This is a genomic window from Rhodococcus sp. P4_C10 (assembly GCF_056402135.1).
Map to the genome: position 1 here is coordinate 211,234 of NZ_JBFUHZ010000002.1, position 26,125 is coordinate 237,358.

25 protein-coding genes and 1 riboswitch are annotated in these 26,125 nt (G+C 71.3%); of the genes, 8 read left to right on the forward strand and 17 right to left on the reverse strand.

What is annotated here, in order from left to right; genetic code table 11:
- The first annotated feature begins 31 nt into the window (after nucleotides 1-31).
- Nucleotides 32-331, forward strand: coding sequence for a hypothetical protein (locus AC1DWC_RS02090; RefSeq protein WP_072844686.1), 300 nt, complete (start codon nucleotides 32-34; stop codon nucleotides 329-331).
- Between the two features lie 109 nt (nucleotides 332-440).
- On the opposite strand, the gene cobJ is transcribed toward AC1DWC_RS02090, so the two are convergent.
- Genes cobJ through cobG form a run of 3 tightly spaced genes read right to left on the reverse strand, consistent with a single transcriptional unit; the run spans nucleotide 441 to nucleotide 3,767 of the window.
- Nucleotides 441-1,952 carry a precorrin-3B C(17)-methyltransferase gene (gene cobJ / locus AC1DWC_RS02095; protein WP_477905722.1) on the reverse strand — a complete coding sequence of 504 codons (1,512 nt, stop codon included), beginning with the start codon at nucleotides 1,950-1,952 and terminating at the stop codon, nucleotides 441-443.
- Nucleotides 1,952-2,578, reverse strand: coding sequence for a precorrin-8X methylmutase (locus AC1DWC_RS02100; RefSeq protein ID WP_477838851.1), 627 nt, complete (start codon nucleotides 2,576-2,578; stop codon nucleotides 1,952-1,954). The genes cobJ and AC1DWC_RS02100 overlap by 1 nt, the downstream gene beginning before the upstream one ends.
- Nucleotides 2,579-2,597: 19 nt before the next feature.
- A complete protein-coding gene (gene cobG, locus AC1DWC_RS02105; protein WP_477905724.1) occupies nucleotides 2,598-3,767 on the reverse strand; it encodes a precorrin-3B synthase in 1,170 nt (389 codons plus the stop codon).
- A 46-nt stretch (nucleotides 3,768-3,813) separates the two neighbouring features.
- A riboswitch (adenosylcobalamin (AdoCbl) riboswitch) is annotated at nucleotides 3,814-3,904 on the forward strand.
- Nucleotides 3,905-3,946: 42 nt separating this feature from the next.
- Here cobG and cobN point away from each other — a divergent pair.
- The 3 genes from cobN to mihF all read left to right on the forward strand — a co-directional run bounded on the left by cobN (nucleotide 3,947) and on the right by mihF (nucleotide 8,391).
- Nucleotides 3,947-7,546: a cobaltochelatase subunit CobN gene (gene cobN / locus AC1DWC_RS02110; RefSeq protein WP_477905726.1), complete on the forward strand. Its 3,600-nt coding sequence runs from the start codon at nucleotides 3,947-3,949 to the stop codon at nucleotides 7,544-7,546.
- 43 nt (nucleotides 7,547-7,589) lie between these two features.
- On the forward strand, nucleotides 7,590-7,970 hold the full coding sequence (locus AC1DWC_RS02115) for a PPOX class F420-dependent oxidoreductase (RefSeq protein WP_072844681.1): 381 nt from the start codon (nucleotides 7,590-7,592) through the stop codon (nucleotides 7,968-7,970).
- Nucleotides 7,971-8,079: 109 nt separating this feature from the next.
- On the forward strand, nucleotides 8,080-8,391 hold the full coding sequence (gene mihF / locus AC1DWC_RS02120) for an integration host factor, actinobacterial type (RefSeq protein WP_477838859.1): 312 nt from the start codon (nucleotides 8,080-8,082) through the stop codon (nucleotides 8,389-8,391).
- A gap of 51 nt (nucleotides 8,392-8,442) precedes the next feature.
- On the opposite strand, the gene AC1DWC_RS02125 is transcribed toward mihF, so the two are convergent.
- Nucleotides 8,443-8,949 (reverse strand): anthrone oxygenase family protein, encoded by a 507-nt coding sequence (locus AC1DWC_RS02125; RefSeq protein ID WP_477905728.1) that lies wholly within the window; start codon nucleotides 8,947-8,949, stop codon nucleotides 8,443-8,445.
- 80 nt (nucleotides 8,950-9,029) lie between these two features.
- Here AC1DWC_RS02125 and AC1DWC_RS02130 point away from each other — a divergent pair, with 80 nt between their 5' ends.
- Entirely contained in the window at nucleotides 9,030-9,980 is a 951-nt protein-coding gene (locus AC1DWC_RS02130) for an AraC family transcriptional regulator (protein ID WP_477905730.1), read from the forward strand.
- On the opposite strand, the gene AC1DWC_RS02135 is transcribed toward AC1DWC_RS02130, so the two are convergent.
- From AC1DWC_RS02135 to AC1DWC_RS02185, 11 genes are all read right to left on the reverse strand, one after another.
- Nucleotides 9,977-10,858: a hypothetical protein gene (locus tag AC1DWC_RS02135; RefSeq protein WP_477838864.1), complete on the reverse strand. Its 882-nt coding sequence runs from the start codon at nucleotides 10,856-10,858 to the stop codon at nucleotides 9,977-9,979. The genes AC1DWC_RS02130 and AC1DWC_RS02135 overlap by 4 nt on opposite strands.
- Nucleotides 10,859-11,054: 196 nt before the next feature.
- Nucleotides 11,055-11,933 (reverse strand): glycine-rich protein, encoded by an 879-nt coding sequence (locus AC1DWC_RS02140; protein WP_477905732.1) that lies wholly within the window; start codon nucleotides 11,931-11,933, stop codon nucleotides 11,055-11,057.
- Between the two features lie 117 nt (nucleotides 11,934-12,050).
- The gene (locus AC1DWC_RS02145) at nucleotides 12,051-12,437 is read right to left on the reverse strand and encodes an RNA-binding S4 domain-containing protein (protein ID WP_371851152.1); all 387 of its coding nucleotides are present in this window, start codon (nucleotides 12,435-12,437) and stop codon (nucleotides 12,051-12,053) included.
- A 38-nt stretch (nucleotides 12,438-12,475) separates the two neighbouring features.
- Nucleotides 12,476-13,909, reverse strand: coding sequence for a lipase maturation factor family protein (locus AC1DWC_RS02150; RefSeq protein ID WP_477905734.1), 1,434 nt, complete (start codon nucleotides 13,907-13,909; stop codon nucleotides 12,476-12,478).
- Between the two features lie 50 nt (nucleotides 13,910-13,959).
- Entirely contained in the window at nucleotides 13,960-15,330 is a 1,371-nt protein-coding gene (locus AC1DWC_RS02155) for a sensor histidine kinase (RefSeq protein ID WP_477905735.1), read from the reverse strand.
- Entirely contained in the window at nucleotides 15,327-16,061 is a 735-nt protein-coding gene (locus AC1DWC_RS02160) for a response regulator transcription factor (protein ID WP_477905809.1), read from the reverse strand. The genes AC1DWC_RS02155 and AC1DWC_RS02160 overlap by 4 nt, the downstream gene beginning before the upstream one ends.
- A complete protein-coding gene (locus tag AC1DWC_RS02165) occupies nucleotides 16,058-16,351 on the reverse strand; it encodes a hypothetical protein (RefSeq protein ID WP_477905737.1) in 294 nt (97 codons plus the stop codon). The genes AC1DWC_RS02160 and AC1DWC_RS02165 overlap by 4 nt, the downstream gene beginning before the upstream one ends.
- 131 nt (nucleotides 16,352-16,482) lie before the next feature.
- Nucleotides 16,483-16,887 carry a YchJ family protein gene (locus AC1DWC_RS02170; protein ID WP_477905739.1) on the reverse strand — a complete coding sequence of 135 codons (405 nt, stop codon included), beginning with the start codon at nucleotides 16,885-16,887 and terminating at the stop codon, nucleotides 16,483-16,485.
- Nucleotides 16,887-18,248, reverse strand: a complete 1,362-nt coding sequence (locus tag AC1DWC_RS02175) for a metallopeptidase TldD-related protein (protein ID WP_477905811.1) — start codon at nucleotides 18,246-18,248, stop codon at nucleotides 16,887-16,889. The genes AC1DWC_RS02170 and AC1DWC_RS02175 overlap by 1 nt, the downstream gene beginning before the upstream one ends.
- A gap of 26 nt (nucleotides 18,249-18,274) precedes the next feature.
- Complete coding sequence (locus AC1DWC_RS02180) at nucleotides 18,275-19,801, reverse strand: TldD/PmbA family protein (protein WP_477905741.1); 1,527 nt, start codon at nucleotides 19,799-19,801, stop codon at nucleotides 18,275-18,277.
- Nucleotides 19,802-19,868: 67 nt separating this feature from the next.
- Nucleotides 19,869-20,498, reverse strand: coding sequence for a hypothetical protein (locus AC1DWC_RS02185; RefSeq protein WP_477905743.1), 630 nt, complete (start codon nucleotides 20,496-20,498; stop codon nucleotides 19,869-19,871).
- 126 nt (nucleotides 20,499-20,624) lie between these two features.
- Here AC1DWC_RS02185 and AC1DWC_RS02190 point away from each other — a divergent pair, with 126 nt between their 5' ends.
- Nucleotides 20,625-21,779, forward strand: coding sequence for a sensor histidine kinase (locus tag AC1DWC_RS02190; protein WP_477905745.1), 1,155 nt, complete (start codon nucleotides 20,625-20,627; stop codon nucleotides 21,777-21,779).
- 96 nt (nucleotides 21,780-21,875) lie between these two features.
- Here AC1DWC_RS02190 and AC1DWC_RS02195 read toward each other — a convergent pair whose 3' ends face one another.
- On the reverse strand, nucleotides 21,876-23,030 hold the full coding sequence (locus AC1DWC_RS02195) for a site-specific integrase (protein ID WP_477905747.1): 1,155 nt from the start codon (nucleotides 23,028-23,030) through the stop codon (nucleotides 21,876-21,878).
- A gap of 223 nt (nucleotides 23,031-23,253) precedes the next feature.
- Here AC1DWC_RS02195 and AC1DWC_RS02200 point away from each other — a divergent pair, with 223 nt between their 5' ends.
- Nucleotides 23,254-23,796, forward strand: coding sequence for an NADPH-dependent FMN reductase (locus AC1DWC_RS02200; protein ID WP_477905749.1), 543 nt, complete (start codon nucleotides 23,254-23,256; stop codon nucleotides 23,794-23,796).
- A gap of 72 nt (nucleotides 23,797-23,868) precedes the next feature.
- Here the strand turns inward: AC1DWC_RS02200 and mraY are convergent, their stop codons facing one another.
- On the reverse strand, nucleotides 23,869-24,942 hold the full coding sequence (mraY, locus tag AC1DWC_RS02205; protein ID WP_477905751.1) for a phospho-N-acetylmuramoyl-pentapeptide-transferase: 1,074 nt from the start codon (nucleotides 24,940-24,942) through the stop codon (nucleotides 23,869-23,871).
- Between the two features lie 728 nt (nucleotides 24,943-25,670).
- Here mraY and AC1DWC_RS02210 point away from each other — a divergent pair.
- Entirely contained in the window at nucleotides 25,671-26,012 is a 342-nt protein-coding gene (locus AC1DWC_RS02210) for a hypothetical protein (protein ID WP_477905753.1), read from the forward strand.
- Nucleotides 26,013-26,125 lie beyond the last annotated feature (113 nt).

Here is a 26,125-nt window from a genome sequence, read left to right on the forward strand (position 1 = left end):
CGGGGACGCCCACCCGAGTGAGGAGAGCCTCGTGACTGCATCCGAGCACCACCAGCACACGGACCACGACCACGTCCACGGACCCGAGTGCGGCCACGTGGCGGTGCCGCACGGCGACCACGTCGACTACGTCCACGACGGACACCTGCACCGGGTGCACGGCGACCACGTCGACGAGTGCGAGAGCGCGGGGCACACCGTGCACGGCGAACACGAGCACCACCACGGCGAGGGATGCGGCCACGTCGCGGTGCCGCACGGCGACCACGTCGACTACATCCACGACGGGCACCGTCACGCCCCGCACGGCGACCACTACGACGAGCACTGACCCGGCGCCGGGGCCCGCACAGGCCTTCTGCCCCCGTCACACCGGAACTGGGCGTCCAACGGGGGTGTGACGCGGCGAAAGCCCGTGTGCGGGGCGACCGGTCGAGCAGCTAGCCCGGGTAGCGCCGCGGCGTGAACACCCGCGGGCCGGTCGCGCTCTGCACCACCGTGGTCAGCGACGAGCCGATGATCAGCAGGCAGCGCATGTCGATCTCGGCGGGGTCGAGTTCGCCGAGGGTGACGATCCGCACGCTCTCCTGCGGTCCGGCGACGTCGCGGCCGATGATCACCGGCGTCTCGGCGGAGCGGTGCTCGAGCAGCAGGTCCCGCATCGCGCCGACCTGCCAGGTCCGGGACTTCGACGCCGGGTTGTAGACGGCGATCGCCATGTCCGCCGCCGCGACCGCGGAGATCCGCTTGGCGACGATGTCCCACGGCTTGAGCCGGTCGGAGAGGGAGATCATCGCGTAGTCGTGGCCCAGCGGCGCGCCGACCCGGCTGGCGACGGCGTGCGCGGCGGTCATGCCGGGCAGCACCCGGACCGGGACGTCGGACCACTGCGGCTCGGCGCCCATCTCGACCACCGCGGCGGCCATCGCGAACACGCCGGGGTCGCCGGAGGACACCACGACCACCCGGGCGCCGCGCTTGGCGAGGTCCAGGGCCATCGCCGCGCGCTCGGACTCGACCTTGTTGTCGCTGGCGTGCCGGAGCTGGCCGGCGACCACGGGCACCCGGTTGACGTACGTGGTGTAGCCGACGATGTCGGTGGCGCGGGCCAGCTCGTGACGCACCTCCGGGGTGGTCCAGGCGTCGTCCCCGGGGCCGAGGCCCACGACGACAACCTCGCCCGGACCGGCCGCGGTCGTTGCCGCGGGGTTGTTCGACGGGCTGGGCACCAGGGCGATCGAGAAGTAGGGCACCGAGGACTCGTCCACGTCGGCGGCCGCGAGCACCCGCTGCTTCGCCGTGCTGGCCCGTTCGACGTAACTGGCCTCGGCGAGCCGCCCGGAGTCCTCCAGCGCCTGCCGCACCGCCGGATACGTCCGGCCCAGCTTGAGGATCGCGGCCGAGTCGGTCTCGCGGAGGCGCCGGGTCAGCTCCGCGACGGGCAGGGTGCCGGGCAGCACGGTGAGCACCTCGTCGCGCTCGACCAGGGGCCGGCCCAGCGCCGCGGAGGCCGCGCTGATCGAGGTGACGCCGGGGATCACCTCGGCGTCGAAGCGGTCGCACAGCCGCTTGTGCATGTGCATGTAGGAGCTGTAGAACAGCGGGTCGCCGGCGGCGAGCAGGGCCACCGACCGGCCGGCCTCGAGGTGCTCGGCCAGCCGCTGCGCGGCCGACTCGTAGAACTCGTCGATGGCGCCCTGGTAGCCGCCGGGATGGTCGACGGTCTCGGTGGTCACCGGGTAGACCAGGTGCTCCTCGAGCTGACCCTCGCGCAGGTACGGCGCCGCGACGGCCCGCGAGATGCTGCGGCCGTGCCGGGCGCTGTGGAAGGCGATGACGTCGGCCTCGGAGATGATCCGCGCGGCCTTGACCGTCACCAGTTCGGGGTCGCCCGGGCCGAGCCCGATGCCCCAGAGCTTGCCGGTGGCAACCCGGGTCGATGCGTCGGCCATCACTCGACCTCGGTGGCGATGGCGTTGAGGGCGGCGGCGGTGATCGCGCTGCCGCCGCGGCGGCCGCGGACCACGAGGTACTCGGTCTCGCCGCTGCGCGCGATCAGGTCCTCCTTGGACTCGGCCGCGCCGATGAAGCCGACCGGGCAGCCGATGATCGCCGCCGGCCGGGGCGCTCCCTGGTCGATCATGTCGAGGAGGTGGAACAGCGCGGTCGGTGCGTTGCCGATCGCGACCACCGCGCCCTCGAGCTTCGGGCCCCACAGCTCCAGCGCCGCGGCGGAGCGGGTGTTGCCCAGCTGCTCCGCGATCACCGGGACCCGCGGGTCCGCCAGCAGGCAGAGCACTTCGTTGTTGGCGGGCAAGCGCTTTCGGGTGACCCCGGAGGCCACCATCGTCGCGTCGCAGAGGATCGGGGCGCCGGCGCGCAACGCGGCACGCGCGGCGGAGACCACACCGGGGGAGAAGGCGACGTCGTCGACGAGGTCGACCTGGCCGCAGGCGTGGATCATCCGCACCACCGTCTGCGAGACGTCCGCGGGGAACCGGGTCAGGTCAGCCTCGGCGCGGATCGTGGCGAAGGACTGACGGTAGATCTCTGCCCCGTCGCGGATGTAGTCGGTCATGCGGACCACGATAGTGGCTTCAGGACGACGGCCGATCCACCCGGTAGCCGTCGCCGGTGGCCACCACGTCGGTAACCTCGCCGCGCGGTCGGCCGCACTTTCGCTCGCAGCCCGCCCAGTGCTGACGGCCCTCGCCGATCTCGCCGGCCGCCAGCGCCGCGCCCAGGTCGGCCCGCACGTCGGCCAGCGCCTTGCCGCATCCCGGACGCCCCGTGCACGCGCTGACCTGCAGCCACGGCGAGTTCTCGTCGAAGATCAGGCCCATCGGCGCGAGCACCCGCACCACCTGCTCGGCCGTCCAGTCGTCGAGGTCGCAGACCAGCACCGAACGCCAGGGCGTGACGACGAGCGGTTTGTCCACCGCCGCCAGGAACTCCGCGACCCGGGCGCTCATGGTGCCGAGCGCGAGCCCGGCGGCGAGGGTCACCGCGCCGTCGCCGTGGTCGAGCCAGCCGATGGGCCCGGTGCCCACCGCGGGCAGGTCGACGGTGTCGGCGGTCCCGGCGCTCAGGCCCAGCCCGCTCAGCAGCCGCTCCACGCCGCCGTCGATCTCGTGCAGGCGCCACTGGTCCTCGCGGATCTCGAGCAGCAGGCGCGCGGCGGCGAGGAGCACCTCGACGCCGTCGGCCGCGGGGATCCGGGCGCCGTGGTCGCGGCCCGCGAGCACCAGCGCCACCTCGTCGGCCCCGATGGCGTGCAGGCCCAGGTCCGCCGACAGCCCGGAGACGTCGCCGCGGCCGTCGTCGAGGGAGAACATCACCCGTCCCGGCAGCGCGGCCAGCGCGGGATCGGCGCACAACCCGCGGTCGAGGTCCTGGACCCAGCCGCGCACGTCCACCCGCCCGCCGATCCGTCCGGAGAGGGGGCTGGCCAGGATGTTGCGCACCCGCTCGTGGCTGGGCGAGGGCAACAGCCCGGCGTCGGCGAGCCGGTCCGCGAACGCGGCCGGGTCGGTCACGGCCCGCAGCTGGATGTTGCCGCGGGAGGTGAGCTCGAGCTCGCCGCCGGCGAGGTCGTGGGCCGCGGTGGCCAGCGTCTGCAGCTGCGCGGCGGTCAACACGCCGCCGGGCAGCCGCACCCGGGCCAGCGCGCCGTCGGCGGCCTGGTGCACCTGCAGGGCGCCCGGGCAGGCGTCGGGGCGGGACCGGTCACCGGTGGCCGGTCGGGGGGAATTCGGGTTCGCGGACATCGTCTCCAGGTTACGTTCCGCGCACCGGTAGGCTCAGCGGCGCTTGCGACAGCTCACGAGGAAACCGGCGTGAATCCGGTGCGGTCGCGCCACTGTGACCCGGTACGGCCGGGGAGTCAGACACTCGTGTGCTGCCGTCCGGAACCAATGGGGCGCGAGACCCCGAGGAGGCCTCACCCGTGATCCTGCTGCTGTCGACGTCCGACACCGACCTGCTCAGTGCCCGATCCAGCGGCGCCGACTACCGCTGGGCCAACCCCGCCCGGCTGCTCGTCGACGACCTGCCCGCCCTGCTCGACGGCGTGGACCTGGTGGTGGTGCGGATCCTCGGCGGCAAGCGCGCCTGGGAGGAGGGCCTGGACACGGTGCTCGCGGCGGGCCTGCCGACCGTCGTGCTCGGCGGCGAGCTGGCCCCGGACGCCGAGCTGATGGAGCTGTCCACGGTGCCCGGCGGCGTCGCCGCGGAGGCCCACGCCTACCTCGCGGAGGGCGGGTCGGAGAACCTGCTGCAGCTGTCCAACTTCCTCTCCGACACGGTGCTGCTGACGGGCCTCGGGTTCGACGCGCCCACGCACACCCCCACCTGGGGTCACCTGGATCGGCCGTCCGCCGTGCCGGAGGCCGACGCGACCGTCGCGGTGCTCTACTACCGCGCGCAGCACCTGGCCGGGAACACCGCATACGTCGAGGCGCTGTGCCGGGCGATCGAGGACCGCGGGGCCCGGGCGCTGCCGATCTTCTGTGCCTCGCTGCGCACCGCGGAGCCGGAGTTGCTCGACGCCCTGCGCGCGGCCGACGCGATGGTCGTCACCGTGCTGGCCGCCGGCGGCACCCGGCCCGCGGGCGCCACCGCGGGCGGCGACGACGAGGCCTGGGACGTCACCGAACTCGCGGCGCTGGACGTGCCGATCCTGCAGGGCCTGTGCCTGACCAGCAGTCGTGAGACCTGGGAGGCCAACGACGACGGCCTCTCGCCGATGGACGTCGCGACCCAGGTCGCCGTGCCCGAGTTCGACGGTCGGCTGATCACGGTGCCGTTCTCGTTCAAGGAGATCGACGCCGACGGCCTGACCAGCTACGTCCCCGACCCCGAGCGCGCGGCCCGGGTGGCCGGCATCGCGGTGCGCCACGCCCGGCTGCGGCACATCCCGGTCGCGGACAAGCGGATCGCGCTGATGTTGTCGGCGTACCCCACCAAGCACGCCCGGATCGGCAACGCCGTCGGCCTGGACACCCCGGCCAGTGCGATCGCGCTGCTCACGCAGATGCGTGACGCCGGTTACGATCTCGGCCCGCTCGACGGCGAGGACGCACTGCCGGGCCTGGCGGCCGGGGACGGCGACGCGCTGATCCACGCGCTGATCGCGGCGGGCGGTCAGGACCCGGACTGGCTGACCGCCGAGCAGCTCGAGGGCAACCCGATCCGCATCTCCGCGGCCCGCTACAGGCAGTGGTTCGACACGCTGCCCGCGGACCTGCGCGAGGGCGTCGAGGAGCACTGGGGCGCCGCGCCGGGTGAGCTGTACGTGGACCGTTCCGCCGATGCCGACGGCGAGATCGTCGTCGCGGCAATGCAGGTCGGCAACGTGGTGCTGATGGTGCAGCCGCCCCGCGGGTTCGGTGAGAACCCCGTCGCGATCTACCACGACCCGGACCTGCCGCCGAGCCACCACTACCTGGCCGCGTACCGCTGGCTGGCGGCGCGTCAGGACGAGGGCGGGTTCGGCGCGGACGCGGTGGTGCACCTCGGCAAGCACGGCAACCTCGAATGGCTGCCCGGCAAGAACCTCGGCATGTCCGCGTCCTGCGGCACCGACGCCGCGCTCGGCGAGCTGCCGCTGATCTACCCGTTCCTGGTCAACGACCCGGGCGAGGGCACCCAGGCCAAGCGCCGCGCACACGCCACCCTGGTCGACCACCTGATCCCTCCGATGGCCCGCGCCGAGTCCTACGGCGACATCTCACGGCTCGAGCAGCTGCTCGACGAGCACGCCAACATCTCTGCGCTCGACCCCGCGAAGCTGCCCGCCATCCGCCAGCAGATCTGGACGTTGATGCGGGCGGCGAAGATGGACCACGACCTGGGCCTGGCCGAGCGTCCCGAGGAGGACGTGTTCGACGACATGCTGCTGCACGTCGACGGTTGGCTGTGCGAGATCAAGGACGTGCAGATCCGGGACGGGCTGCACGTGCTCGGTCGGGCGCCGCACGGCGACGCCGAGGTGGAGCTGGTGCTGGCGATGCTGCGGGCGCGCCAGATGTGGGGCGGAGAACAGCATGTGCCGGGTCTGCGGGAGGCGTTGGGGCTCAGCGAGTCCGGTGACGAGTCCCGCACCAGGGTCGACGACGTGGAGGCCACCGCCCACGAACTGGTGCGGGCGATGGCGGTTGCCGACTGGGATCCCGCCGCGGCCGACGCCCTGTCGGAGGACGAGACGGTCCGGCAGATCCTCCGGTTCGCGGCCACCGAGGTGGTGCCGCGTCTGCGTCAGACCGACGACGAGATCACCCAGGTGCTGCGGGCGCTGGACGGCCGCTTCATCGCGGCCGGCCCGTCCGGCTCGCCGCTGCGCGGGCTGATCAACGTGCTCCCGACGGGCCGCAACTTCTACTCCGTCGACCCCAAGGCCGTGCCGTCGCGGCTGGCCTGGGAGACCGGTCAGGCGATGGCCGAGTCGCTGCTGGCCCGCTACCTCGCCGACCACGGCGAGTACCCGAAGTCGGTGGGCCTGTCGGTGTGGGGCACCTCGGCGATGCGCACGTCCGGCGACGACATCGCGGAAGTCTTTGCGCTGCTCGGTGTCCGGCCGGTGTGGGACGAGGCCAGCCGCCGCGTCACCAGCCTGCAGGTGATCACGCCCGAGGAACTGGGCCGGCCGCGCGTCGACGTGACGGTCCGGATCAGCGGCTTCTTCCGGGACGCGTTCCCGCACGTGCTGGCACTGCTCGACGACGCGGTCCGGCTGGTGGCCGACCTCGACGAGCCCGCCGAGCAGAACTACGTGCGGGCGCACGCCCAGGCCGACCTGGCCGAGCACGGCGACGAACGACGCGCCACCACCAGGATTTTCGGCTCCAAGCCGGGCACCTACGGCGCCGGTCTGCTGCAGCTGATCGACTCGAAGAACTGGCGTGACGACGCCGACCTGGCGCAGGTGTACACCACGTGGGGCGGCTACGCGTACGGCCGCGGCCTCGACGGGGCGCCGGCATCGGACGACATGCGGACCGCCTACCGCCGAATCGCGGTGGCGGCCAAGAACACCGACACCCGCGAGCACGACATCGCCGACTCCGACGACTACTTCCAGTACCACGGCGGCATGGTCGCGACCGTCCGTGCGCTGACCGGGAAGTCCCCGGAGGCGTACATCGGCGACAGCACCCGCCCCGACGCGGTGCGCACCCGCACCCTGTCGGAGGAGACGGCCCGGGTGTTCCGGGCCCGGGTGGTCAACCCGCGCTGGCTCGAGGCGATGCGCCGGCACGGCTACAAGGGCGCCTTCGAGATGGCCGCGACGGTGGACTACCTGTTCGGGTACGACGCCACCACCAACGTGGTCGCCGACTGGATGTACGAGAAGCTCGCCGAGACCTACGTGCTCGACGAGCAGAACGCCAAGTTCATGACGGAGTCGAATCCGTGGGCGCTGCACGGGATTGCGGAGCGACTGCTCGAGGCCGTCGAGCGGGACATGTGGGAGGAGCCGTCGCCGGAGGTCCTCGACGGCCTGCGCCGGGTGTACCTCGAGACCGAGGGCGAACTCGAGGGGGAGTAGCGCCGCCGGGCCGCCGGGGGACCCGCACCCTAGGCTTGGGGCCATGAGCCCCACGCTGAGCGAGATCGGTGCCGCCAAGTACGTCCTTCTGACCACCTTCCGCAAGGACGGGTCGGCGGTCGCGACGGCGCTGTGGGCGGCCCCCGACGGTGACCGTCTGCTGATGTGGACGGTCACCGACTCGTACAAGGTCAAGCGGATCCGGCGGAACCCGCGGGTGACGGTCGGCGCCTGCGACGTGCGTGGGAACCCGAAGGGCGAGCCGGTCGAGGCCACCGCGGTGGTGCTCGACGACGCCGGCACCGAGCATGCCCGAGAGGTGATCGCCCGGCGCTACGGCGTGTTGGGTTGGCTCACGATCAAGGGCAGCCTGCTCCGCCGCGGCCGCTCCGGCACCGTCGGCCTGGCGATCACCACGGACTGAACGGGCGGGAGAAGGCGGATCCGACACGCGGACGCCGGGTGCGGGCATTCGCCGCCGATCGCGTTCTAGCCTGGGCCAGGTAGGGAACTCCGAGAGAAGAGGTCCAACCATGGCACTGCCCACCCTGACCCCCGAACAGCGCGCCGCGGCGCTGGAGAAGGCCGCCGCGTCCCGCAAGGCCCGCTCCGAAATGCGGGAGAACCTGAAGTCCGGGAAGCTCACCTTCGTCGATGTCCTGGACAAGGCGGACTCGGACGACCTCGTCGGGAAGACGAAGGTGCTCTACCTGCTCGAGTCGCTGCCCAAGGTCGGCAAGGTCAAGGCCCGTGACATCGTCGAGTCCATCGGCATCCCGGAGACCCGGCGGGTCGCCGGACTCGGCGCCCGCCAGCGCGCCGACCTGATCGCGAAGGTCGGCTGACACCAGCGCATCCCGCCTCCCCGGTGCCCCACGGCGCCGGGGAGGCGGAGCTCACTCGGGCGTTGCGACCGCCCACTGCGCGATTGCGAGGCACGCCAACGCCCCGGTCGAGGCGAACACCCGGACGATGTTCCAGCGCACCCACGACGCCTCGAACTGCGACCGCACCGCCGCCAGGTCCCCGATCCGGTCGGGGGCACCGGCCGCGGCCAGCCTGTCGTTCATCGGCACGTTGATCCCCATGGTGATTGCCAGCACCGCCAGGTAGAGCACCAGCGCGGCGACGATCCACGGCAGCGCCGGCCGGCCGAGGTGGGTGAGCAACGCGGCGACGGTGAACACCAGTGCCCCGCCGAAGGCGACGCCGAACCAGCCGTTGAGGATGGCGACGTTGATCCGTTGCATCGACTCCACGAAGGTCCGGTCGTCGGTGGCGCCCAGTCCCGGCATCACCGACACCGCGTAGGAGTAGAACAACCCCGCCATCAGCCCCATGAGAACGACGGCGGTCACCAGCGTGCCGCCCCTGAGCGCTGTCCAGGTCCCGTTTGTGTCCATGGGTCGAGTCAACCCTCCCAGTGCGAGACGATCCATAGTCAGAACACGCAAAGTCATGTTCGAGCGTCTAGCCTGGTGGCATGGATGCGCTCGGTGGGCTGCTGGACGGACCGAGGGCGCACGGCGCGTTCCTGCTCCGCTCGGTACTCGAGCCGCCGTGGTCGCTGCGAATTCAGGACCGCGCGCCGCTGACGCTGGTGGTGCTGGTCAGCGGCTCGGCGTGGGTGTGTCACGACGGCGCGGCGCCGGTGTCGATGCGGCCCGGGGACGTCGCGGTGGTCTGCGGACCCGACGCGTACACCGTCGCGGACGACCCGGCGACCGCGCCGCAGGCGGTCATCCACCCCGGCCAGGTCTGCACCACGCCGGACGGCGAATCGCTGAGCGAGGCAATGACCCTCGGCGTACGTACCTGGGGAAACAGTCCAGACGGTTCGACGGTGATGATCACGGGGACCTACGGGGCGGGCGCCGCTGTCGGCGACCGGCTGCTGCGCGCGCTCCCGCGCCTGCTGATCCTGCGGGACGACGAGTGGGACTGTCCGCTGCTGCCGTTGCTGGGCGATGAGATGCTCAGGGAGGAACCGGGGCAGGAGGTGATGCTGGACCGACTTCTGGACCTGCTGCTGGTCACCGTGCTGCGCGCCTGGTTCTCCCGCCCGGAGTCGGCGGCGCCGGCCTGGTACCGGGCACAGGGCGATCCGGTGGTCGGCCGCGCGCTGCGACTGCTGCAGGACAAACCCGCGCACCAGTGGACGGTGGCGGCGCTCGCGGCCGAGACCGGGATGTCCCGGGCGGCGCTGGCCCGGCGGTTCACCGAACTGGTCGGTGAACCGCCGATGACCTACCTGACCGGGTGGCGGCTCGCGCTGGCCGCGGATCTGCTGCGCGAACCCGGCACCACGATCGGTGCCGTCGCGCGAAAGGTCGGGTACGGCAGCCCTTTCGCACTCAGCGCGGCGTTCAAGCGGGTGCGAGGCTCGAGTCCGCAGGAATTTCGCAGTTCCCTTGTGCCTCCGGTCGGGTACTAGCTGCCCAGGGAACCCGTGTCGGAAGAACCGGAGAACAGGTCGTTGAGGGAACCGATCGTCGACCCGGTCGACGACCCGGATCCGAGGAAGTCGCACACCGAACCGCAGGCCGGCGTCAGGGCGAAGGTGAGGTGCACCGACGCCTGCGTGCCCGCATCCGCGAGGCTCTGCGTGCCGCCCGCGGGGACCAGGAACGATCCGCCGCCGCCGGCGTCCGTGCCGCCGCCGCCGCCGTACAGACCGCCGCCGCCACCACCGCCGGTGCCCTCTCCGCCGGCGCCGAGGGCGCCGTCCTGGGAGTCCGCGGTGCCCTTGCCGCCCGCGGTGGCGGTGCCGGCCTGCCCGCCGCCCGCACCCGGTGCCGAGGTGGCCGCGTTTCCGCCGGGCTTCCCGGTGGTGCCACCGCCGCCGCCGGGGGCGACGAGGATCCGCGAGTTCAGGGCCCCGACCGGGTCGGCCTCGAAGGAGACGGTCGAGATGCTCGTGTAGCCGCCGCCGCGGCTGATGCCGGTTCCGCCGTCGACCCCGACTCGCAGGTAGAGCTTCGAACCCGGGGTCACCGGCAGGTCGGCGTCAACCTTGCCGCCGAGTCCGCCCGGCCCGGCCTCCGCACCGTTGCCGGTACCGCCGATCGCCGTGACCCGCATCGAGTTGACCGTGGCAGGCACGACCAGCACCTGCTCCTTGGTGCTGCCCGCGTAACCGCAGGTGGTGAGCTTGCCCGACATTGTGCATTCGGCGTAGGTGTCGGCCGCTCCAGCGACGCCGGCACCGCCCGACAGGGCCGAACCGGCCACCGCGAGCCCCATCACGGCCGCGACACCGAACCCGCGACGGACCCGCCCGGTCGACTTTGCCTGTGCCACTCGAATACTCATCGAATCCACCTCACAGAATCACCTGCGCTCCCGGGACGGGTACAGCGCGATGCGAAGCATGCCATGTCGGAGGGGTAGCCAGGTTCGAATCGGACGATTGTCCTAGTGCTCGGGAAAATGGCCGAAGGCCCGCACCGGCTGGCTGCCAGTGCGGGCCCCGAAATGTACTGGTAGCGCTGTGCGTCTAGCTGCCGAGCTACGAGCTTCCGAGGTCGCCCAGGCTGCCGAGGCCGGGGATCAGGTCGCCCAGGCCGCCACCGAGTCCGGGAATGTCGTCGAGTCCGGGAAGCGTGATCGGAACCCAAGAGTAGAACTGCACGTACACCTGGGGCCGGGCACCCTTGTCGGCCAGCTTGTCGGTTCCGCCGACGGGGATGAGGTACGACCCGCCGCCACCGGCACCGCCCGCGGCGCCGCCGCCGCCGCCGAAGTAGCCGGCACCGCCGCCGCCACCGATTCCGGCACCGCCAGTGCCCTGCGCACCCGCCTGGCCGTCCGGGGTTCCGGTGCCGCCCGCGCCGCCCGCGACCTTGGTGCCGGCCTTGCCGCCTGCCGCACCTGCCCCGGCGACGCCGGGATTGCCGCCGTTGGTGAGCGTTCCCGCTCCGCCTCCGCCGGGTGCCGCGATCAGGAGCGACTGGTAGCCCTTGGTCGCGTCTGCCTTGACCGACTGGGTGGACACGCCGGACAGCCCGCCGCCGGCCGATGCGCCCGAACCGCCGCCCTGACCGACGAGGAAGTAGATCTTCGTTCCCGGGGTGACCGTGATGTCGCCGGTCACCTTGCCGCCGAGTCCGCCCGCGCCGAGGCCGTCCTGGCCGCCGGCACCCGTCGCGGTCACGGTCATCGTGGTGACGCCCTTCGGGACCTCAAATGCGAACTCCCCGGCGGCCTGGAACGTGCAGGTCGCGAGCGGGCCCGCCTGCTGGCATCCCACGACCGTACTCTCGGCACCGGCCACGCCCGCGCCGCCCGACAGGGCCGTGCCGGCCACCGCGAGCCCCATCGCAGCACCGATCCCGATCCCGCGGCGGATCCGCCCAGTCGACGTCATCCGCGCTACCCCTGCACCCATCAAGCCACCTCACAGATTTACTGCGCTCCCGGATTGGAGTACAGCGCGGAGCGAAGCATGCCACGCCGAAGGCGGTGTCAGAGGTTGAATTGGACGATTGTTCTGAACCGCGGAACCTCAGTCCTCGTTGAACCCGTGCAGTCGGTCCAGTTCGCGCCGTTCACGTTTCGTGGGCCTGCCGGTGCCGCGGTCGCGCTGCGGCACCGCCAGCAGCACCTCCCGCGGCGGGGGCGGGGGAGTGCGGTCGATCAGGCACAGCACGGCCTCGGCCGCCCCGACCCGCTTCTTCACCAGCCGGACCACCTCGACCACCCGCTCGACGCCGCCGGCCCGGACCCGGACCTCGTCGCCGACGCGCACCGAGTAGGCGGGCTTCATCGACACGCCGTTGACCCGCACGTGACCGGAGCGGCAGGCCGCGGCCGCCAGTGACCTGGTCTTGAACAGGCGCACGGCCCACACCCAACTGTCGAGACGAACACCCGACGACTCTCCCGCAGACACGGCTCCCAGCCTAGTGGTCCGCCGCGGCCGCGCCGCCGTCACAGCCCGGCGACCTCCCGCCTGCGCACCGGCCGCAGGAACTCGTCGATGTCCTCGCGAACCCACCACGCGCCGGATTCCTTGCGCTCAGACCGGGTGGTGAACCGGTACAGGTACAGCCGTGCCCGCACGAATTTCGGCGGCGACTGCGCAAACGGGTTGTGCCGGAGCAGCTTCACCGTCGCCGGGTCGTTGCGGAGCAGCCTCGCCACGAACGGCACGAACCACGACCCGGCGTAGCCGGGCGAGATCGCGGCGAACCACATCAGCCAGTCCAGCCGCAGGTGGTACGGGGCGAACTGCCGTGGCCGACGGTGCACGTCGCCGGGTTTGCCGCGGAACTCGTACTCCTGCCACACGGTGTAGTCGTCCACGCGCGTGTCCACGGTGCCCTCGACGATCACCTCGTACCGCCGCTTGGTCACGTGGCCGAACGCGCCGTAGGTGTTGACCAGGTGCCAGGGGTTGAACGACGCGTTCATCAACTGTCGGTGCGCGAACAGGTTTCGCACCGGCCAGTAGCTGAGCACCACCACCAGTGCGGTCGCCGCCAGCACCGCGCCCACGAACACGGCCGGCGTCGCGCCCGCGCCGTGCGGTACTGGCAGCACCCGGCCGAGGACCGAGTCCGGCAGCACGGAGACGGCCAGCACGATCGCCGCCCAGTTCAGCCATGCGAAGTTGCCGCTGACCACCAGCCACAGCTGGGTGACGATCATGATCGTGGCGGCGACGCCGGCCACCGGCTGCGGGGCGAACAGCCCGAACGGCACCACCAGCTGGGTGAAGTGGTTGCCCGCCACCTCCACTCGGTGAAGCGGACGCGGCAGCCGGTGGAAGTACCAGCTCAGCGGCCCGGGCATCGGCTGCGTCTCGTGGTGGTAGTACAGGCACGTCAGGTTGCGCCAGCAGGGGTCGCCGCGGATCTTGATCAGTCCGGCCCCGAACTCGAGCCGGAAGAGCAGCCATCGGAGTGCCAACAGGATCAGCAGCGGCGGCGCGGTGTCGGCGTTGCCGAGGAATACCGCGAGGAAGCCCGCCTCGAGCAGCAGTGACTCCCAGCCGAACCCGTACCAGAGCTGACCGACGTTCACGATCGAGAGGTAGAGCAGCCACATCGCCAACCACACCAGTGCGCACACCGCCGCCGGCAAGCGGTCCGTCAGCCCGGCCGCGGTGACCGCGGCCAGCCCGGCCCCCGTCCAGGCGACCGCCGCGAAGTACCGGTCCGAGTAATGCCACTGGAAGAGGCTGGGATGCCGACGGAACGACGACGTGCGCAGGAACTCGGGGACCGGCAGCATGCCGTCCGTGCCGATCAGCGCCCGGAACTGGCGGACCGCGGAGACGAATGCGACGAGGTAGAGGACGGCGAGCCCCTCCTTGAAGAGCAGCCGCCCCAGCGAGTAGTCGTCCGCGGCAAACCAGTCCACTGCCGTCACCTCGATGACGGACGCCCCGTGCGGGGCACCCAGTTCGGACGCTACACCGAGGACGCCGCCGGTTCTGTCCCGTCAGGTCCGCGGGTGGGGGTGCGAGGCAGCCGCAGTACCAGGCGGACGCCGCCGAGGGGGCTGTCCTCGAACCAGGCGGCGCCGCCGTGCAGCTCGGCCTGTTGACGGATCAACGCCAACCCGAGTCCCGATCCGTCCGGCGCCGCGCCCGCGCCGCGCCGGAATCGCTCGAACACGGCCTCGCGCTCGTCGGCGGGGATGCCGGCGCCGTCGTCGGTCACCGTGACGACCACCGCGTCCTGCCACTCCCGCGCCGCGATCTCGATCACCCCGGCCCGGCCGTGCCGGACCGCGTTGGAGACGGCGTTGTCGACCGCCAGCCGCAACCCGGCCGGGAGCCCGGTGACCACCAGCGTGGGCGGCGCGTCCAGGCGGATGTCCACCCCGCGATGGGTTCGGACCGCGTCGTGGGCAGCCCGGTCGAGCAGCTCGGACAGGTCGACCGGCACGAAGTCCGCCTCGGACGACAGTTCTCCCGCCGCCAGCCTCTCCAGCGCGTGCAGGGTGGCCTCCACCCGCCGTTCGGTGCGCAGCGCGTCGGAGAGGATCTCCGCGCGGGTGGCCGCCGGCAGGTCCAGCGTCGTGGCCACCTCGAGGTTCGTCCGCATCGCCGTCAGTGGGGTGCGCAGCTCGTGGGCGGACGCCGCGGCGAAGTCGCGGGCCGTCGCCAGCGCCGACGCGGTCCGGGCCCGTTCGGCCGCATTGGCGTCGAGCAGCGTCCGCAGCGCCGCGGCCAGCTCCTCGGCCTCGATGGCCCCCGACACGCGCGGCGGCGGCGCCGAGGGGTCCAGGCCCAGTCGGCGCGTCTGCTCGGCCAGCCGGCGCAGCGGCGCGATTGCGACCCCGGCGAACAACCAGCCCAGCGCGGCCGCCACGACCACCGCGCCCAGGCCGATCCCGATCGTCCACCGGTGCAGGCTGGTGATGGCGGCCTCGGCCGGGGCGGTCGGCGCGCCGACCGAGATGGTGGCACCGAGGCCGCTGAGCACCTCGACCGTCCGCACCCGGTACCGCGTCCCGTCCACCGTCGCGGTGTCCCAGCCCTCGGCGAACTTGGGCAGCTCGGCGTCGGTCGTGGAGAGCGTGAGCTCGCCCGCGCGCAGCGTTCCCGCGTACTCCGGCGGCAGCGGCAACGGACCCTGTAGGACCCGCAGGCTGGTCAGGTTGGCCGCGGTCACCTGGGTGACCGAGTCGAGTTTGCCGTCGAGTTGGGCGTTGACCTGGCGTTCGATGCCCACCCAGGCGACGCCGCCGAGCAGCAGCACGACCAGCGCGGTGCCGAGCGCGGCCGCGGCCGTCACCCGCAGCCGCAGCGACACCGGTCGCCGGCGGGCGCTCATCGGTCCCGGAGGACGAAACCGACGCCGCGCACGGTGTGCAGCACCCGCGGCGCGCCGTCGATCTCCAGCTTGCGTCGCAGGTAGCTGACGAACACGTCCACCACGTTGGTCTCGGTCTCGAAGTCGTACCCCCACACCGACCGCAGCAACTGGTCGCGGCTGAGCACCGTCCCGCGGTTCTCGGCCAGCACCGCGAGCAGGTCGAACTCCCGCTTGGTCAGGTGCACCTCGGTGCCGCCGACGTCGGCCCGGCGGCCGAGCAGGTCGACTCCGACCGGGCCCACGCGGACCGTATTCTCGGCCGGGGCGTTCTCCGGCTCCGGCCGGCGGCGCAGCAGTGCGCGGATCCGCGCGACCAGTTCGCCGAACTCGAACGGTTTGACCATGTAGTCGTCCGCCCCCGCCTCGAGCCCCGCGATCCGGTCGTCGACCTCGCTGCGCGCACTGAGCACGCACACCGGGACGTCGTTGCGCATGGCGCGCAGCGCGGTGACCACGCCCACCCCGTCGAGCAGGGGCAGGTTGAGGTCCAGCACCACCAGGTCCGGATCGTGCGCGCCGACGGCCCGGAGCGCGGCCGCTCCGTCCGCCGCAGTGAACACCGCGAAGTCCGAGAGTTCCAGCCCGCGCCGGAGCGCGGTCAGGACATCCGCGTCGTCGTCGACGATCAACACCTTCTGAACCGCAACCACTCCCTCATCTTGCAGCGTCCGAGCCGGACGCGCTCTCAGGCCGCGAGGGGTCGCGGCGCCAGCATGGACTCCACCGAGTCCGCCCACTCAAGATATTCGTCCGTCCACTGTTCCGCCGGATCGGCAGAGAAGAGGAGGACGTCGGCGCCCTCGTCCGGGCTCCCACCCGGCAGCACGGAGGCCATCCACGCGCGTCCGGGCTCGGTGACGATCACCTCGCGACAGTTCTCGTCGGCCGCGAGAATCGCGACCAGTCCCCGCGTCCGCAGCTCCGCGGTCGTGGCGGTGACGCACCGCCGGTCCCAGCTCGTCATCCGAATGTCCGACATGACTCCTCCTGGACTCTTGAGATATGTTGCTCTCCAACAGGATTCGAATCCCGGATGAGCTCGTACCAAAAGACTAGAGTCCGGAGTTTGTGGTTCCGTTACGGCCGATTAAGGACTTTGTGAGAGTCGGTTCAGCCGATCGCGTCCAGGTAGCTCCAGCGCCCGTCCACCCGGACGAACCTGCTGTGCTCGCGCAGCGAGTCCCGGTGCCCCTCGACGACGTAGTGCGCGACGAACTCGACGGTGCCCTCGGTGTCGAGCAGTCCGCCGCCCGAGGTGCCCAGCACGTCCAGTCGTGTCCAGCGCTGGTCCGGGTCCAGGTCGAGCCGGCGGGGCCGGGTGCTCGGGTGCCAGGTGCGCAGCAGGTAGGCCGCGTCGCCCACCGCGAAGGCCGCGTACCGCGAGCGCATCAACTGCTCGGCGGTCGGGGCGTCGGCCTGCCCGCCGTGGAAGCGTCCGCAGCAGCTGCCGTAGGTCTCGCCGCTGAGGCAGGGGCAGCGGGCGGCCGGGTCGAGGGGCGTCGTCGGGTCGGCCATCACTGGGCCTGACTGACCGAGGACATGTGGAAGTCCGGGATCCGCAGCGGCGGCATCGCGGTGCGGGTGAACCAGTCCTTCCACTCCCGGGGCAGCGCCGGCGCGGTGGCGCCCGCCTCGCTGACCCGGCGCAGCAGGTCCAGCGGGCTCTCGTTGAAGCGGAAGTTGTTGACGGCGCCGGTGACCCGGCCGTCCTCGATCAGGTAGACCCCGTCCCGGGTGAGACCGGTCAGCAGCAGGCTCGTCGGGTCCACCTCGCGGATGTACCAGAGCGTGGTCAGCAGCAGGCCGCGTTCGGTGCGGGCCACCATGTCGTCGAGGTCGGCGCCGCTGCCGCCGGTCAGCAGCAGGTTCTCGCCTGGCACCGCGACGGGGGCGCCGAACTCGCGGGCCGCGTGCCGGGGGTACGCTAGCGCGCCCACCGCGCCCTCGCGGACCCAGTCGACGCGGCCGACGTCCATCCCGTTGTCGAAGAGCGAGACGGTCTCGCTCGACGTCGCCGCGGACACGAACGGTGCGTACTCGAGTCCGGGGGAGCGCGGGTCGGAGAACAGGGTCAAGGGCAGGTCGGTCAGCCGCTCGCCGACGCGCGTCCCGCCGGCCCGGGAGAGGGCGGTGTGGCCCTCCTCGGCGCCGCGACCCTCCATCGTCCACATCAGGTAGATCATCAGGTCCGCGACCGCGGACGGCGGCAGCAACGTCTCGTAGCGGCCGGCCGGCAGCTCCACCGTGGTGTCCGACCAGCCGAGCCGGGTCTCCAACTGCGCCAGCAGGGTTTGCACCGACACGTCCCGGAAGTCGGTGCTCCCGGCGCCGACCCAGGCGCTGGCGTCGCCACGCTTGCCGTTGATCTCCACCGAGCCGGTCGGCTGGGTGAACCGGCGTCGCACGCCGGTGGAGGTGCCGAGCCAGGTGCTGTGGAGCTGGTGGTGCGCGAACCCGTACAGCCTGTCGGCGCCGTCGAAACCGTCCGCGAGATCGGCGGTCACCCCGGCGAAGACGTCGATGCCGGTGGCCGCCGGGCCGTCGTGCCACCCCGGGTCGGGGGCGCCCGCCGGCACCAGGTCCATCGCGTCCTCGGCCGGCCGCGCGGCCCGGGCGGCGGCCTCGCTGGCCCGCACCACCTCCGCGACCTGCGACGGGTCGACGCTGCTCGAGCTCACCGTGCCGACCCGCGCGCCCGCGTCGTCGCGGACGATCGAGATCACCGTCCAGGTCCTCGAATCCGAGACCCCGTTGGTGGTCATCGAGTTGCCCGCCCAGCGCAACGCGGCCTCGCTGGCGTCGGTCACGATGACCATCGCCTCGTCGGCCTCGGACAGGGCGAGCACCTGCTCGACCAGTTCCTGCGCGGCGATCACCGATCGGCCTCCGGCCGCATCAATTGTCACTGCCCACCCTCCACCCGTGTGTTGAGTACGTTGACGCCGCGGAACAGCGCCGAGGGGCAACCGTGGCTGACGGCCGCGACCTGGCCCGGTTGCGCCTTGCCGCAGTTGAAGGCGCCGCCGAGACGCCAGGTCGACGGGCCGCCGACGGCCTCCATCGATCCCCAGAAGTCGGTGGTGGTGGCCTGGTAGGCCACGTCCCGCAGTTGCCCGTCCAGTCGGCCGTCACGGATTCGGTAGAACCGTTGCCCGGTGAACTGGAAGTTGTAGCGCTGCATGTCGATCGACCAGGACTTGTCGCCGACGACGTAGATGCCGTTCTCGACGCGGGAGATCAGGTCCGCGGTGCTGGTGTCGCGGTCCGGGTCCGGCTGCAGCGAGACGTTCGCCATCCGCTGGATCGGCACGTGGTGCGGTGAGTCGGCGTAGGAGCAGCCGTTGGAGCGCGGCAGTCCGAGCCGGGGGGCGAACACCCGGTCCAGCTGGTAGCCCACCAGGGTGCCGTCGCGGACCAGGTCCCAGCGCTGCGCGGACACCCCGTCGTCGTCGTACCCGATGCTGGCCAGTCCGTGCGGCTCGGTGCGGTCCGCGGTGACGTGCATGATCGGCGTCCCGTACTCGAGGGTGCCGAGCTTGTCCGGGGTGGCGAACGAGGTGCCCGCGTAGGCCGCCTCGTAGCCGATCGCGCGGTCGTACTCCGTTGCGTGCCCGATGGACTCGTGGATGGTCAGCCAGAGGTTGCTGGGGTCGATCACCAGGTCGGTGGGTCCCGCGGTGACGGACGGCGCCTTCGTCTTCTCCGCCAGCCACTCCGGGATCCGGGCCAACTCGGTGTCCCAGTCCCACGCCCCGTCCGCGGAGGTCTCGAGGTACTCCCAGCCGCGGCCGACCGGCGGGGCCAGGGTGCGCATGGTCTCGAAGCTGCCCGCCGACGCGTCGACGGCGGTCGCCTCCAGCTCGGGGTGCAGCCGCACCCGCTGCTGGGTGAGCGTCGAACCGGCCAGGTCCGCGTAGAAGGTCTGCTCCTTGACCTGCAGCACACCGGCGGTGACGTGGTCGACGCCGTCGGCGGCGGCCAGCCGGCCCGAGTAGTCGCCGAGCAGGTCCACCTTCTGCGCGGTCGGCACGGCGAAGGGATCGAGGGTGTACCCGGAAACCCAGGTGGCGTCGCGGTACACCGGTTCCGGCGCCAGCTCCACCCGCTCGCGGTTCAGCGCCCGCAGCGCGCGTGCCACCTCGACGGCCCGGCCCGCGGTGCGTGCCGCGGACGCGGCGGTGAGTTCGGCGTGCGAGGCGAAACCCCAGGTGCCGTCCACCACCACCCGTACCGCCAGTCCGAGCTCGTCGCCGTCGACCACCGACTGGACCGCGCCGTCACGCAGCCGGATCGACTGGGTGCGCAGGCGGTGCACCCGCAGGTCGGCGTGTTCGGCGCCCGCGGCCCGGGCCGCGGACAGCGCCGCGTCGGCCAGGGTGCGCAGGGGCAGGGCCAGGAAGTCGGGGTCGACATCGCGTGTCACGGTCACAGCCGAACACGCTACCGGTCAGCCGCCGGCACGGCCGCCGCGCCGAACCGGCGGCCGCCGCGCCGCCTCAGGCCATCTCGGGTACGTGCAGATGGGCGATCGCCAGCTCGAACTCGCACACCTCGAGCACGTCCGCGCCCGCCTCACTGGTGCCCGCGGCCCGGAGGGTCATCGCCTGGTCTCGATTGCGGTCCATCGCCTCGAAGCTGTCGAACGTCACCGACGACACCGCGCGGCCGGCGGCGTGGTCGACCATCAGGCTGGCACTGCAGAACCCGTCGAGTTCCTCCAGCGCGGGCAGGATCGACAACTTGTAGACGTCGAGGGCGCGGTCGATCCGGCCCGGTTCGACCGCGAGCCACGCGGCGCGGACGCAGGCCCCCGGGCTGGACCGGTGGTCGCGGTGCAGGACGGCGATCTCCCACCGCGACACCGAGGTGGTGCCGTGGAAGATCTCGGCGGCCTGGTCGCGCAGGTGCAGGACCGGCCCCTCGCTCGCCCGGAGGGACTCGTCGTCCATCCAGGAACTGGTGGCGATGCACCGACCGGTGTCGTGGTCGACCAGCAACGACAGGCCGCAGCAGCCCTCGATGTCCGCGAGCGTCGGCATCACGACGTCGCGTATGTGCTTGATTCCGACGTCGATGAACGACGGCTGCGCATGGATGGTGGTAGAGCGTGCGTACACGACCGGCACCCTTCTCCTCGGGGCGGCGCCCGGCGGCGCCGACGGGGCAATCCCTCGTCCTTCACGGTCCTCCGCTCGGCCGGGCAAGGCAATGGGGTGGGACGGACTCGTGCCCGGACCTCCTAGGCTGACGGGATGCGGAGGTTCAGTCTGTGGCTGCGCGGCAAGCCGTTCATCGCCGACTCGATGCTGGCCGCGGTGCTCTTCGTGCTGGACTGTCTGGGCGCGCCGGGCAGTCAGGTGCCGTGGCTGTTCCTGCTGCTGAGCGTGATCCTTTCGGTGCCGATCGCCTTCCGTCGGCGCTACCCGGTCCTGGCGGCGGTCGCGATCCTCGCCGCGTCGATGTTCACGACCCTGGTCAGCGACCTGATCGGGGACGACGCGGAGAACCACTTCGCGTTGCTGGGCCTGCCGGTGGCGCTGTACACCCTGGTCGCGTACGTGGGCCGCCGACCCGCCGCGTTCTACCTGGTGGGGTTGGCAGCCGACGCCGTGTTGTCCGGCGTCCTGCTGGACAACGGACCGTCCGACCTGCTCTTCGTCGCGCTGATCTACGCGCTGTCCTGGATTCTCGCCGAGTTTCTCGGCGCTCGGCGGCTCTACGACGAGGCGGTGGCGTCCCGGCTGGCGGTGGTCGAGGCCGAGCGGGACCGGAGGGCCGAGGAGGCGGTGGCCGGCGAGCGCACGCGGATCGCCCGGGAACTGCACGACGTGGTTGCACACGCGGTGAGCGTGATGGTGGTGCAGGCGGACGGGGCGTCGTACGCGTTGCGCCGCAACCCCGACGCCGTGGAGAAGGCGCTCGGCAACATCGCGGGCACCGGCCGCCAGGCGCTGGCCGAGCTGCGCCGCACGGTCGCGCTGCTGCGTACCGAGCAGACGCCCGCCGAGATGCCGCAGCACGGCACCGCGGGCGTGGCGAAGGTGGTCGAGATGATGCGGCAGGCCGGACTGACCGTCGAACTCGAGCAGACCGGCGACCTGGACGAGATCAGCCCGGCACTGAGCCTGGGCATCCACCGGATCGTGCAGGAGTCGCTGACCAACGTGCTCCGGCACGCCGGGCCGTCACCGCGGGCGGTCGTGCGGGTGCGCCGCCGGGAGGAGGACGTGCTGGTCGAGATCACCGACAACGGCCGGGGCACCAGCCTGTTCACCCAGGGGTCCGGCAACGGGCTGCTCGGTATGCGCGAACGGGTCGCGGTGCTGCGCGGCACCCTCGACACCGCGCGGCAGCCGGACGGCAGCTGGCGGGTGCTGGCGGAGCTTCCGCTCAGCCCCGAGGACTGAGATCCCCGCGCTCGAGATCCCCAGGTCGCGAGATTCTCGGGGCCGAGGAACGGTCCGTCAGTAGTCCCGGCGACGCTCGGTGCGGCAGGCCTCCGGCTAGAGGCCGAGCGCGGTGACGGCGTTGCCGTGCAGACCCGCGTGCTGCCGCGAGTAGATCGCGATCATCCGCTGGTCGGTGTGCCCGCTCTGCGTCATGATCTGCTCGGCGCTCGCGTCGTTCCGGACGGCCTGGGTGACGAATCCCGCTCGGAGGCTGTGCCCGCCGAGCCGGGCGACGAACTCCTCCGAGTATCCCGCCGCCGCGGCACGGCGCTGGATCATCGAGGCAACTGCCTGTCCCGACAGCGCACCGGCTCCCAGTGCGCCGGTGCGATGCACGGGCCGGAACAGCGAACGGACCGTCGGCTCGGGACGTCCGAGCATGCCTCGGCAGCGATGCTCGAGCGGCCCGGACTCGGGCTCGGCGAGCAGTCGGCTCACGGCCGGTTTGCCGTCGCGGTCCCAGGCGTCCAGGACCTCACGCCACCGCCAGTACGCGCACACCGGGCAGGTGATCGGCGCGGTCCCGTAGGGGAGGGTGACCGTTCGGCCGGCCGCCGCCTGGTCGGTCTTCGACCGGCGGATCGTCACGTACAGCCCGTCGGCGCGGTGCGGGGCGACGTCGGCGACCGCGAGCGAGGCCAGTTCCGATCGGCGCATCGCGCCGGTGAGTCCGATCAGCAACAGCGCCGCGTCCCGGCGCTCGGCGGCGCGGTCGGCCCACGAACCGGCCGCCGACCGCGCGCGCATGGACTCGATCATGGCGCGCACGTCGTCGGTCAGCAGCGGCTCGCGGCGGACCGGCGGGGTGGCCCGGGTACGGGCGATGCCGCGGAGGATCTCGCGCACCGCGGACGACTGCCCCGGTTTCGGGTGCCCGGCCAGGGAGTGAATCTTGTTGATCGACGCGACCCACCGCGTCATGGTCGCCGGCGCGTAGGCGGCCCGCCCGTCCGGCCGTACCTCGGACGACTTCTCCGTCAGGAACCACCCGACGACGTCGGGGGACGCCGGCAGCGGTGCCCGATCGACGCGTTCGCACCACCGGGTGAAAATCGTCCAGTCACTCATCTGAGCGGCCCGGGTATTGGGGGAGACGGACTCGACCCGCAGCCGGTGCATCGCCGCCGCTGCCTCGGCCGGGACGGCGGCAACCGCCGCGGTCGCCGGCCCGGATTCGATCACGGGCCGCACGCTCGGCAGTTCCGTCACGGTGCCCCTTCGCCGATCATGGTCTTCCGCCACTCCTCGAATACGTACCTGGCCCAGCACGATACGGGTTTGCACCGACAGAGTGGCGTGGCGGCAATCCCCGGACGCACCTGGGCCGGCCACAGGAGGACGCGACGCTGGTAGAGAGAACGCCGTAGACGATGCTTCGTCGGAGCGGCCTGCGTGCCGCGTTGGGTGCATGCAACCAGGAGGAGTGAACACAATGTCCGGCATCCTGCTCATATCGGGAAGCCTGCGCGGCAAGTCGAGCAACTCGGCTCTGCTGCGCACTGCCGACATCCTCGTCCCCGCCGGCTTCCGTGGCGTGTCATACGAAGCGATGGGGGACCTACCGCACTTCAATCCGGACGACGACCAAGATCCGTTGCCGCAGGCGGTCGTCGACCTACGCCGACAGATCGACAGTGCGGGCGCGCTGCTGATCTGTACTCCCGAGTACGCGGGGGCCCTGCCCGGGTCGTTCAAGAATCTGCTCGACTGGACCGTGGGCGGCGTAGAGATCTGTGACAAGCCCACCGCGTGGATCAACGTCTCCGCCAACGCGACGGGTGCGGCCAATGCCCACGCGTCTCTGCGGCTGGTGCTCACCTACACCGGTGCCGCGATCGTGGAGGAGGCGTGCGTCCACCTGCCGGTGACGCCCGCGATGATCGACGAAGGCGGGATCATCACGGACGTCGCGGTCCGGGAGGGCATCGCGGCAGCCCTTGCGACCCTGAGCAAACGGGTGCTCGCCGCGGGTTGACCGGCCTGTTCGCAGCTGTCCTCAGCAGCGCCGCCTCGCTCGCAGTGCGCCGTCGACGTCATCGATGCCGTGTCAGTCCACGGCGGCGAGGTACTCGTTGTAGAACAGTGCAAGGCCCACCGCCGACGCGATCGCCGCGAACAGCCAGAACCTGATGATCACGACGGTTTCGGGCCAACCTTTGAGCTCGAAATGGTGATGCACGGGCGCCATCCGGAAGACGCGTCGCCGCGACGTGCGGAACACGGCCACCTGAACCAGCACCGATGCTGCCTCGGCGACGAACAACGCACCGATCACGATGGCGAGCAACTCGGTTCTGGTGGTGATGGAGAGCCCAGCCAGAAGGCCGCCCAGCGCGAGCGAACCGGTGTCGCCCATGAAGATCTTGGCTGGCGCCGCATTCCACCAGAGGAATCCGACACACGCGCCGGCGCCGGCGGCGCAGATCAACGCGAGATCGAGTGGATCGCGCACGTCGTAACAGCCCGCGCCAGGAGCGGTTTCGCAGGCATTGCGGAATTGCCAGAACGTGATGATCACGTAGCTGCCGAGGACCAACCCCATCGAACCTGCTGCGAGACCGTCCAGACCGTCGGTCAGATTGACCGCGTTCGACCACGAAACCACCACCACGCAGGTGAACAGGACGAAGGCGACCGCCCCCATCGCGATCGTGGTGTCCCGGATGAAGGACAGATCGGTGCTGCCCGGCGTCAGTCCGCTCCCGCCGCGGAACCTCAGAGTGAGCACTGCGAAGATCACCGCAGCGGAGATCTGGCCGATGTACTTTCCGGTCGCCTTCAGGCCGAGATTGCGTTGCTTCCGAATCTTGATGTAGTCGTCCAGGAACCCGACGCCGGCCAGCGCAGTTGTAAGGCCGAGTACGAGGAGGCCCGACGCGGATGGACCGTCTGCCTCGTACCCGATCCCGATCAGGTGTGATCCCAGGTAGCCGACCCAAATTCCGCACAGAATCGCGACCCCGCCCATCGTCGGGGTTCCGCGCTTGGACTGATGGCTCGCCGGCCCCTCGACTCTGATCTCCTGACCGAGTCCCTGCCGCGAGAATGCCTTGATCAGAATCGGCGTCAGCAGGATGGACACCGTCAGTGCGATTCCGGCCGCAAACAGGATCTGCCTCAATTGTTCCCCCAGACGGTGCAGTCCTGCGTTGTCGTCGAACTCGGTCGAGCGCAGGCGTTTTCAGGTCAACAGCTCGGTGGGTACAACCACGCCCCTGGATCCACGCGGACTGATGGACGATCCCCCGCGGACACGATAGCGGCGGCAACCGGCCCAACCAACCAGCGAGGCCACAAACCCTCTGGGGGCGCGTGACCGAAGGTCGTCGGAGTTCATGAAGTTGCGTCGATCACCAGCCGTGCACAGTCCCTGCCAGCCCGAAACGTGGTGTGCGCCAGATGAGTGTCATTGGAACGGCCGGTTGCTGCGACCACGGATGGGGAGTGTCCCTCCGCAATGCCCACGGCGGCAACGTGATGCGCACCCGTCGATCAGGCCGGTGGTCGAGGCTGCCGAACGGGTTCGGATCCGATGATCGGCGCACAGGACGCAATCGAGGGGACTCGTCACCTGACGGCGGCATCGGGGCAGTCAAATGTTAGCTCGATCACCGTCACGCTCAGTGTGCAACCCCAGCTCGGAGTCGAAGTACGCAGGTAAACGGCAGTTGCGGGCGCTTTCTTCGGTCGACACCGTGGTTATCTGTGAATTAGCTGATGCTACGGTCCGATGAGTGTCCGGCACAGCGGCCCGAGAAGGGTGGCCGCGCTGGGGTGTGCCACCGAAAGACACACGGAGGGAATCGACTTATGAGCATCAAGCGCGCTGCATCCATTACTGCCGTCAGTGTGGCGGCGACCGGAGCCATCCTCGCCGCAGGGGCCGGGACCGCGAGCGCCGCGACGCCCGTCAGCGGCAAGGGGTACGTCGGGGTCGTGCTGACTCACGAGGAAACGGTTCTGGCCGCGCAGCTGCGCGCGGGGGACCTGATCAACCTCGTCTACGGCGACAACTGGCGTGTGTCACTTCCGTCGAACTCGGTGTGGAACACCGGAACGGGTTGGACTCCGGTGACCGGCCAGCAGTTCCTCGAGGAAGCCGCCTCGCACCCCAGCGGGAACGTCGGGCTCGCGGTGACCGACCCTGCGTTGAAGGGCCAGCCGTTCTTCGCCAAGTCGGGAGGGTGGTAGCCGCCCGTAGCCGGGCAGGGGAAGTACCGAGGAGACTGCGTCGGCGTCTGAAACGCTGACAGCGAATTCGTCTCCTGAGCGTCGAGGCGACGCTGGTGAAGCGAGTGAAGGCC

Bases quoted from the DNA above. Each gene is read 5' to 3' on its own strand.
- cobJ (WP_477905722.1), bottom strand. From the start codon at position 1,952: ATGGCCGACGCATCGACCCGGGTTGCCACCGGCAAGCTCTGGGGCATC.
- AC1DWC_RS02170 (WP_477905739.1), bottom strand. From the start codon at position 16,887: ATGGCCGACCCGACGACGCCCCTCGACCCGGCCGCCCGCTGCCCCTGC.
- mihF (WP_477838859.1), top strand. From the start codon at position 8,080: ATGGCACTGCCCACCCTGACCCCCGAACAGCGCGCCGCGGCGCTGGAG.
- AC1DWC_RS02130 (WP_477905730.1), top strand. From the start codon at position 9,030: ATGGATGCGCTCGGTGGGCTGCTGGACGGACCGAGGGCGCACGGCGCG.
- AC1DWC_RS02125 (WP_477905728.1), bottom strand. From the start codon at position 8,949: ATGGACACAAACGGGACCTGGACAGCGCTCAGGGGCGGCACGCTGGTG.
- AC1DWC_RS02135 (WP_477838864.1), bottom strand. From the start codon at position 10,858: ATGAGTATTCGAGTGGCACAGGCAAAGTCGACCGGGCGGGTCCGTCGC.
- AC1DWC_RS02155 (WP_477905735.1), bottom strand. From the start codon at position 15,330: ATGAGCGCCCGCCGGCGACCGGTGTCGCTGCGGCTGCGGGTGACGGCC.
- AC1DWC_RS02115 (WP_072844681.1), top strand. From the start codon at position 7,590: ATGAGCCCCACGCTGAGCGAGATCGGTGCCGCCAAGTACGTCCTTCTG.
- AC1DWC_RS02165 (WP_477905737.1), bottom strand. From the start codon at position 16,351: ATGTCGGACATTCGGATGACGAGCTGGGACCGGCGGTGCGTCACCGCC.
- AC1DWC_RS02200 (WP_477905749.1), top strand. From the start codon at position 23,254: ATGTCCGGCATCCTGCTCATATCGGGAAGCCTGCGCGGCAAGTCGAGC.
- cobG (WP_477905724.1), bottom strand. From the start codon at position 3,767: ATGTCCGCGAACCCGAATTCCCCCCGACCGGCCACCGGTGACCGGTCC.
- AC1DWC_RS02190 (WP_477905745.1), top strand. From the start codon at position 20,625: ATGCGGAGGTTCAGTCTGTGGCTGCGCGGCAAGCCGTTCATCGCCGAC.
- AC1DWC_RS02100 (WP_477838851.1), bottom strand. From the start codon at position 2,578: ATGACCGACTACATCCGCGACGGGGCAGAGATCTACCGTCAGTCCTTC.
- AC1DWC_RS02140 (WP_477905732.1), bottom strand. From the start codon at position 11,933: ATGGGTGCAGGGGTAGCGCGGATGACGTCGACTGGGCGGATCCGCCGC.